This window comes from Segatella copri (genome assembly GCF_019127135.1).
Taxonomy (GTDB): Bacteria; Bacteroidota; Bacteroidia; order Bacteroidales; family Bacteroidaceae; genus Prevotella.
Window position 1 is genome coordinate 1 of the sequence record NZ_JAHOEA010000087.1, and the last position, 8,040, is coordinate 8,040.

The following is an 8,040-nucleotide window of genomic DNA, read 5'->3' on the forward strand; positions in this document are numbered from 1 at the left end:
AGGAGGATACCACATGATAGGCAAGCTAAAGAAGTGCAGCTCTTTTGGTGGTTGCGTCCGCTACGTGACAGGCAAGGACGAGGCGAAAATCCTTGCATCCGATGGAGTGTTACTCGGCACGAATGCCGAGATAGTACAAAGTTTTGAGCTGCAAAGACAGCTAAATCCAAGGATTAAGAAGCCTGTGGGACACATTGCACTCAGTTTCAAGCCCGGGGACAAGCCACGTTTGACGGATGAATTCATGGCTAAGATAGCCCTTGAATACATGCAGATGATGGGGATAAAAGATACTCAATTCATCATCGTAAGGCATCACAACACCGACAATCCACATTGTCATATCGTGTATAACCGCATCAATAACGAGGGCAAGCTCATATCAGACAGGAATGATTACAGGCGTAATGAGCAAGTGACCAAGGCTCTTAAATCCAAGTATGGATTTACCTACGGAACGGACAAAAGCAATACTAATACTCGCAAGTTACGCAATGCTGAGCGAGCCAAATATGAGATTCACAATGCTGTAAAGAGCGCATTGAGAATGGCAGATAGCTGGGACGAGTTCAAAAGTGAACTTGCAAAACGAGGTGTTCACTTAGAGTTTGTCTATAAGGATAAGGAGCAAACCAAGGTTCAAGGCATCCGATTCTGCAAGGACGGATATAGTTTCAAGGGTACACAGATTAGCCGAGACTATAGCTTTGGCAAACTGAATGCGAGATTTTGCTTCACCAAAGAACGCAGGAGCGGAAACAGTTCTTAGCCCTGCAAGTGTTGACAAAAGCAAACTTGAAAAAGCCATCCTTTCTGTGCTGTACAAAAATTCCGTGGAAACGTAATTCGTTCCACGGAATTTTCCTTAAGTTATTTTATCGTATCTCCATAATCAGCTTCCTCTTCTTCCTGTAAATATAAGCATATTACATTAAGATAATCTACAATTTCCTTGTGTGTTAAATTTAACTTTTTAATACAAGAGCAGAATTCCATAATAACACCTTCTGGATTATAGTCCCCTCGGCTATTAAAGATGAAAATTTTCTCTCTCTTATAGACAAAAATTTGTCTTGGAAAATGTGGTCCCATGCCTTTGAAAGCATATATTCCATCCACAAAATTATAATTATTAGGAGAGATGAGGTTTACAACATTTTTACTTGCATTTGTATATTTATCTTCATAGTTATTTTCTATTTGTTCCGCTATACTATTAGGTAAGCACACACCTTTTTAGTGAATCTAAGCATTGTCCCTTAATTGATATGTAAGGAACAATGCTACAGATAAAACATAATAGGATTTTATTGATTATCGTTATTTTCATTGTTATTTCTTAATTTACCTCACAAAGTTACACCATAAAAACGGCAATTCTCCGATTTTGTTTCTCTCAACTCAAAGGTTGCCATAAGCAGCACCTTATTGCCATCTATGTTATCTTCGTAGAAGAAGCGATAGACGCCTGGCTTGTTTGGCAGAATATCGGGAAAAAGATGGGCCGTGATGGTGCCGCTTTGACCATCGCTTAAAACATGACCGATGGCCGTGAACGAGCAATCGGTGGGCACAACAAACCAATTGCCATCCGCTCCTTGGGCTGTGATGCTATATGCTTCGCCATACACAAATTCCTCGCCACTATGGTTGGTAATCGTGAATCTGATTTCCGTGGTGCTCAATGGATAGGAAGGCTTCTCCGCCTTGAGGGAGATGCCTTGGTAGGTGCTCACGCCTTCCCTGTTGTCGATGATAGGGTCCAACTTGCCCTCAAACCTGATGGCGGGCGAGTTGTAAATCTGCCTACGAAACTCCAGCTGCTTCTCCTTCGTGTTCCAACGGAGCGCAACATCAATGGAGTTGGATCCCATTCCAAATCCAACAACATTTCGCAAGGCCGGGGTCTTGTCTTCCGACAGGAACTTCCGCTCAAGTATCCGCATAATGGCGTTCAGTTCCCTATGCGAATATTTACGCGCCGAAGCCTTGCGATAGGTTCTCTTCTTGCTCTTGACAACTCTCTTTTTGCTAATGGTCGCTACCTTCTTTTGTTGAGCGGCAAATGACTGTTTGCAAGCAGCAAAAGCTGTTTGCATTGAAAGGAACATTGTCAATCCTAATATTATTGCATTGAGGAGTTTTGGCTTCAGTCTCATAGTTATCAGCAATTAATAATTTAACATGTAGAGAGATATGAACTCTTATAGTATATTTCTTTTCTTATGAGAAAAGTTCAATTTATTTTGCAAATATTATATTTTAGTTTATCCACAAAATGATGCTATGATATTATTTTGTCTCTCATAATCTCTTCAATCATTGCGTTCCTTTTTGTCCGTGATAAGTTCTTTCATATCCACAGACAAGAACTGTGCAATTTCAAGAAGTGTGGTAAGGTTGGGTTGAGAACGGTTGCATACGTAAGCATTGACCATACTGAAACTCCTTCCTAACTTCTTTGCAAGCCATGTTTGGCTTATCCCTTTGTCCTCTAAGACTGCTCTTATGCGATTTAACTTCATGTTTTTATCGTTTTTACGCTACAAAAATAATATTTTATCGTGATAATCCATCCAAATCCCTTGAATATCTGCTGTATTCCGTCGTAATTTAGACAAAATATAAATATAATCTGCAAAAATGGAACTAAGCAATTGATTTCCCAATATGGCAAGATACATATATGCGTTTATGAATATGTTCTTTTTGCCATACTCTTAAAATGACGTTACATGAAAATTACTGTTGGTAACTACTCTTTTACCTTTGCAAAGACTAATCTTAATATTTTGTAAAATCACAGCATAAAATGTTGTTTTTCAGAAATTAGATTTAACTTTGCACTCGAAATCAAAGCGTTCTTTGTATATTGCAAAGTTGTGAAAGAAAAAGAATATAGCTCGTTTCTAAATCGTTAGCAGTCACATTCTTTAAAGAACTTAACATACTGACATTCAATCAATAAAAGATTTTGCTGTGACTCGCTGCGTGGAATGAAAATGGCTTGGTGATTCCTGCCTTCTTCAACCATGCTTTAAGGGGATGGTTAATCATGCTGCGCTTCAATCCCTTGAACACGATACCCGTGCTTGGCTCACCACATAGTTCGTATGCCTCGTTGCTGATAGGCAAGGTTGCCTCGGTCTGAGTCTTCTGGGTACGAATACGCAAGCAATAGCCTTGGTCGGGAGCTATCTCGAAATCTTCCCAACGCAATTTTAAGATGTCGCTGATTCGCAATCCTGTGAGGCAAGCAAAGAGGGAGGCTGACTTCAGTACAGGTATATCGCAAGGAGTAGCTGCCAACTGCTTTACTTCATCGAGGGTAAGAAACTCCTTCTTTACATCTTGTGGCTCAATCTTGTCCAGATAGTCATTGATGTTCTCACGAAGCCACTTGTCACGATAGGCGATTTTTAAGAGACCACGGAAAGTAGAGTAGTAACCTGCTGCAGAGTTGAGAGATACCTTTTGTTTTGTTCGATTCAACTGATTTGCATTCAGAAGATACTCTCTGAACTTTTTGCAAAGTTCCACTGTCACATCCCCAAATGTACAATGACCTTGAACAAATTTGAAGAAATGCTTGTAGACACATGTCCACTTGTCATCTTTCTTATGTGTCATCTTCTCAAAGTATGCCAAAAAATCAGCTTTCTGTCGTGTTTTGTCCAAAAAACCAAATTCTTCATTGATGAGTGATTGGGTTCTGATACAACGGATGGCCTCTGCTTTGTTGAGCATATCTGTATTAAACTCACGTTCCATCTCATTCTTTGGATGAGCATAGATATAGATACCTAAATATTCCCTGCGACTCATTTGCATAGTCTCAGGGTTGCGTACTGGTGGATAGAAATCCAAATAAAGAGAAATACGGTCGTTTTTAATCGCTCTTTGGCGAAGAGAAACTCTTGTACATGTATTTACCATGATGTTTACTTTTTATAATGTGATACTTATGTTTCATATATGATCCCGTATTAAGAGATCTTTGAAATCGATTGCAAAATAATAGAGTTATGTAATGGGGTACAACTTAACCTTTTGATAACCGCTAAATAACCTTAGGCTTGCCGATAGCTTTCTCTAAATCTCGCTTGGAAATCTTGATATACTTGCCAATCTTCACCTTTTCAATAGCGTATTTCTTGATACGCTTATAAATCTGGTCCTGACTTAAACCATACAACTTCATGGCCTCCGGTATTGTATAATAAAGTTGGTCTTCTACGGATTCACCTTTTGCCAATTGTACATGACGCTTGGAATACAGAACATTGTTACCTTCCATTTTTCTTGGAATAGCATTGTGACTAACGAAACTATATACGGCTGTTTTCGTCATACAATATTTCTGTTGAATGTCCATAACAGTCATCCATTCACTGATGGTTGGATCTGGAGACAGGTGTGCAAAATAATCATCCACCTCTTTCTTGTTCCAATATACTCTTCCTTGTATGGATATTCTTGAAATCTTGACTTTCTTGACTATCTCATAGATGGCGGTCTCGTAAGTGTTGTGGACTTCTGCTATTTCCTTGGCAGAGTAATATTCTGGAACAGGTAGCTCTCGGTTTGCATGAACTGCTTCTTTTGAAGCACTTTTTTTTGAGGTGTATGGCAAACTATCAACAAGATAATCTATATCTCGCTTTCTGATTAAAGATAAACGAGAAGTAATCTTGGATGCTCGCAACTTACCACTATACACCATATTATATATGGTCTGTCTGCTTAGTCCCAAAAGTATAGCGACCTCTTGAATAGTGAGGTATTCTTTCACGAGGATTTCAGACATGGATTTCTCGGAAGCTTTTCGGTGGCTCATAGTCTCAGCCATCTTTACTTTCTCCTCACGTTTTGCTGCCTTATAGGCATAACTGTTGCATTGCTTGGAGCAATAACGAGTTGTGGATTTTGATGCATAGAAGCTCTTCCCACAATACTCGCAAATTTTTAGAATTCTTTCTTTGCTTGCTGTCATTTGTACGCTTTTTATACTTTTATACTTAATTTATTGTAGAAAAAGTCGTCTGTCATTACCCCGTTTTCTTTCAATAGTCTTATATCATCGTCCATCATTGTCCAAAACTCTCGGCAATCTTGCACTCATTTGCCAAAAATGGAGTCTCAAATTATTACTTTTGAAAAGTGGAGGTACAAGAGCGGTACAAAAAGGTGCTAAAAAAGCCTTACCATTGATTATAACCAATAGTAAGGCTAAAAAGAAAGGTGCTCATTTTGAGCACCTTAACTATCATTTGTTGTCGATATTAATCGTTGTTTATCACGACTTATTTTCCGATGCAAAAGTGCTTGAAGATATTGTTTAGCGTTTCCTGGCTACTGATCTGTCCGCCAGTGATTTCGCCCAATTCTTCCAATACCATCTTGAGGTCTTCGGCGATGATGTCGCCGCTCATGCCCATTTCCATCGACTCCAATACTCGGGAGAGGGAATCATGGGCACGGAGTAGGGCCTCGTAGTGGCGGGCACTCGTTATGATGACATCGTTCTCGGTAATCTCAGGAATATCAGCGGCTTTTACTAATGCCTGCTCCAGGGATGAAACGTTCTCGCCTGTGCGGGCACTGATGAAGAGTGGGGCTTCTGGTTCGCTGGAATCTGAGCCGCAGGAATGGGTTAACTTATCGAACGCAAGTTTATCCATCTTATTAAATACTACCAGCAGCTTCTTGCCCTGGTTCTTCAGCTTCATCTCCTCGATTTCTGAGGCTGATGGTTGCTCATCTAATAGCCAGATTACTATCTTCGCTTCTTCCATCTTCTGGAAAGTGCGCTCTATTCCGATGTTTTCTACCACATCATCCGTCTTGCGGATTCCGGCTGTGTCAATAAAGCGGAAGGTGATTCCGTCGATGAGAGTGGTGTCTTCGATTACATCTCGGGTGGTTCCGTGAATGTCGCTCACGATTGCCTTCTCCTCGTGGAGCAGACGGTTGAGCAGGGTGCTCTTGCCCACATTCGTCTTGCCTATGATGGCTACGGCTACTCCCTGCTTTAGGGCATTGCCGGTTTCGAAGGAGTGGGCGAGGGTGGTAATCTTGTGATTGATTTCTTCGGCTAGTGCCTGGAGTTCGCTGCGGTCGGCAAACTCCAGTTCTTCGTGGTCGCTGAAGTCGAGCTCCAACTCCAGGAGCGAAGTCATCTTTAATAATTTTTCGCGAAGGAGGGAGAGTTCGTTGCTGAAATGACCCTTCAGTTGGCTGAGCGCCATCTTGTGGGTTGCCTTGTTGGTAGAGGCGATGAGATCAGCTACGGCTTCTGCCTGAGAGAGGTCCATCTTGCCGTTGAGATAGGCACGACGGGTGTATTCGCCCGGTTCTGCCTGGCGACATCCTACCTCCGTAAAGCGATGGAGAACCTGCTGAAGAATGTATCGGCTGCCATGACAGGAAATCTCGGTGGAGTTCTCGCCTGTATAACTGTGGGGTGCCTTGAACACGCTCACCAGTACATCATCGATGGTGTTGCCGTCCTTATCCTTGATTTCGCCATAATGCAGCGTGTAGGGCTTGGCTTCTTCCAGGGATTTGCCGTTGGCAGACTGGAAGATTTTGTCGGTGAGGGTAATGGCGTCGTGGCCGCTGAGTCGGATGATTCCGATGGCGCCACCAGCAGGTGTTGCCAGGGCGCAGATACATTCTTCTTGATTCTTCATTCTTTCTTGTTTATTTTAAAGCTTTTGCCCTTTCAGGGCGACAGGGGTGTTTGCTGTTTAACCCAGGGCGTTGCCCTGGGCTAGGAGCTTCTGCCCTTTCAGGGGGCGTATTGCTGCAATGGATGACCGCTCTTTCAGGGCGTGTTGCTGCAATGGATGACCGCTCTTTACCTTTCCCTTCGGCCGGTGACCGTTGGTTCAGGGCGTGTTGCGCAAAGGACTAGATTCTGTCTAATACAACTTTTATCAATTTGTCGATGGTGCTCTTGTAGCCGGTGTTGGCGCTGAGGGCACGGCGGTTGGCGATGACCATGCAGCAGGTGAGTGCTTTATGGCCGAGGAGGAGGGAAAGACCGGCGAGGGCTGAGCTCTCCATCTCGAAGTTGTTGACACGCAGACCGTTATACTCGAATGCTTCAATCTTCTGATTAAGTTCCGGGTCGGCAAGTGGGGCACGGAGTTCTCTGCCCTGTGGACCATAGAAACCTCCACAGGCTATGGTGATTCCACGAACCATATCATCGCCGGCAATCTTCTCCAGCAGTTCTGGGTCGTTGTCTACGCAGTATGGGTTGCCAATCTGGTCGTTCCATTTTACCTGGCGCTTGAATTCTGCCTCTGTTTCGAGGTCGCAGATTTCGTTACGGCGGGCATAGAAGTTGATGAGTCCGTCGAAACCGATGCTCTTCTGTGAGGCTACGAAGGTTCCGGCTGGGCAGTTGAGCTGCAGGCCGCCGCAGGTTCCGATGCGCACGAGGGTGAGCGTGGTGTGCTCGGGTTTCTCGGTGCGGGTTTTGAAATCGATGTTCTTCAGCGCATCGAGCTCGTTGACTACGATATCGATATTATCGCATCCTATTCCGGTGCTCTGCACGGTGATTCGCTTACCTTTATATGTGCCTGTAATGGCGTGGAATTCTCGGCTTGAGACTTCGCATTCCTTCTCATCGAAATGGGAGGCTACGAGGGCTACGCGACCTGGGTCGCCAACGAGGATTACTTTATCAGCCACTTGTTCCGGGCGAAGATGAAGGTGGAAGCAGCTTCCGTCTTCATTGATTATCAATTCTGATTCTGCAAAATATTTGCTCATGGTTCTTTTGATTTTAAGTTATACATTTTATTTATATCAGGGCTTTTCGCCCTTTGTTTTTTAAGATTAGCAAAGATACGAATAAAAAATGAAATGCAATATTTTTTTAATGATTTTAAACAGTAAAAAGCACGAAGGACAGGTTCCGGAAATGGAACTTGCCCTTCTCTTTTCAAATCTCTCTTCTTTTATATACTAGTTTTTGCTCCACACGCCCTGAAAGGGCAGAAGCTCCTAGCCCAGGGCATCGCCCTG

General features: G+C 42.9%; 7 protein-coding genes and 1 pseudogene. 1 reads left to right on the plus strand and 7 read right to left on the minus strand.

Annotated elements, in window-relative coordinates; genetic code table 11:
- Positions 1–13: 13 nt before the first annotated feature.
- Positions 14–766, plus strand: a pseudogene (locus tag KSW37_RS14585) (relaxase/mobilization nuclease domain-containing protein); the annotation flags it as partial.
- Between the two features lie 104 nt (positions 767–870).
- Here the strand turns inward: KSW37_RS14585 and KSW37_RS16090 are convergent.
- From KSW37_RS16090 to KSW37_RS14620, 7 genes are all read right to left on the minus strand, one after another.
- Positions 871–1,230 carry a hypothetical protein gene (locus KSW37_RS16090; RefSeq protein ID WP_254368690.1) on the minus strand — a complete coding sequence of 120 codons (360 nt, stop codon included), beginning with the start codon at positions 1,228–1,230 and terminating at the stop codon, positions 871–873.
- A gap of 119 nt (positions 1,231–1,349) precedes the next feature.
- Positions 1,350–2,159 carry an immunoglobulin-like domain-containing protein gene (locus tag KSW37_RS14595; RefSeq protein WP_094379256.1) on the minus strand — a complete coding sequence of 270 codons (810 nt, stop codon included), beginning with the start codon at positions 2,157–2,159 and terminating at the stop codon, positions 1,350–1,352.
- A gap of 156 nt (positions 2,160–2,315) precedes the next feature.
- The gene (locus KSW37_RS14600) at positions 2,316–2,525 is read right to left on the minus strand and encodes a helix-turn-helix domain-containing protein (RefSeq protein ID WP_094379258.1); all 210 of its coding nucleotides are present in this window, start codon (positions 2,523–2,525) and stop codon (positions 2,316–2,318) included.
- Positions 2,526–2,961: 436 nt separating this feature from the next.
- Positions 2,962–3,936 (minus strand): site-specific integrase, encoded by a 975-nt coding sequence (locus KSW37_RS14605; protein WP_217315104.1) that lies wholly within the window; start codon positions 3,934–3,936, stop codon positions 2,962–2,964.
- Positions 3,937–4,060: 124 nt separating this feature from the next.
- Positions 4,061–4,993: a helix-turn-helix domain-containing protein gene (locus KSW37_RS14610; protein ID WP_217315106.1), complete on the minus strand. Its 933-nt coding sequence runs from the start codon at positions 4,991–4,993 to the stop codon at positions 4,061–4,063.
- A gap of 310 nt (positions 4,994–5,303) precedes the next feature.
- Positions 5,304–6,692, minus strand: coding sequence for a tRNA uridine-5-carboxymethylaminomethyl(34) synthesis GTPase MnmE (gene mnmE, locus KSW37_RS14615; RefSeq protein WP_217315108.1), 1,389 nt, complete (start codon positions 6,690–6,692; stop codon positions 5,304–5,306).
- Between the two features lie 220 nt (positions 6,693–6,912).
- The gene (locus tag KSW37_RS14620; RefSeq protein ID WP_217315110.1) at positions 6,913–7,785 is read right to left on the minus strand and encodes a nucleoside phosphorylase; all 873 of its coding nucleotides are present in this window, start codon (positions 7,783–7,785) and stop codon (positions 6,913–6,915) included.
- Positions 7,786–8,040 lie beyond the last annotated feature (255 nt).

Bases quoted from the DNA above. Each gene is read 5' to 3' on its own strand.
- mnmE (WP_217315108.1), bottom strand. From the start codon at position 6,692: ATGAAGAATCAAGAAGAATGTATCTGCGCCCTGGCAACACCTGCTGGT.
- KSW37_RS14610 (WP_217315106.1), bottom strand. From the start codon at position 4,993: ATGACAGCAAGCAAAGAAAGAATTCTAAAAATTTGCGAGTATTGTGGG.
- KSW37_RS14605 (WP_217315104.1), bottom strand. From the start codon at position 3,936: ATGGTAAATACATGTACAAGAGTTTCTCTTCGCCAAAGAGCGATTAAA.
- KSW37_RS14620 (WP_217315110.1), bottom strand. From the start codon at position 7,785: ATGAGCAAATATTTTGCAGAATCAGAATTGATAATCAATGAAGACGGA.
- KSW37_RS14600 (WP_094379258.1), bottom strand. From the start codon at position 2,525: ATGAAGTTAAATCGCATAAGAGCAGTCTTAGAGGACAAAGGGATAAGC.
- KSW37_RS14595 (WP_094379256.1), bottom strand. From the start codon at position 2,159: ATGAGACTGAAGCCAAAACTCCTCAATGCAATAATATTAGGATTGACA.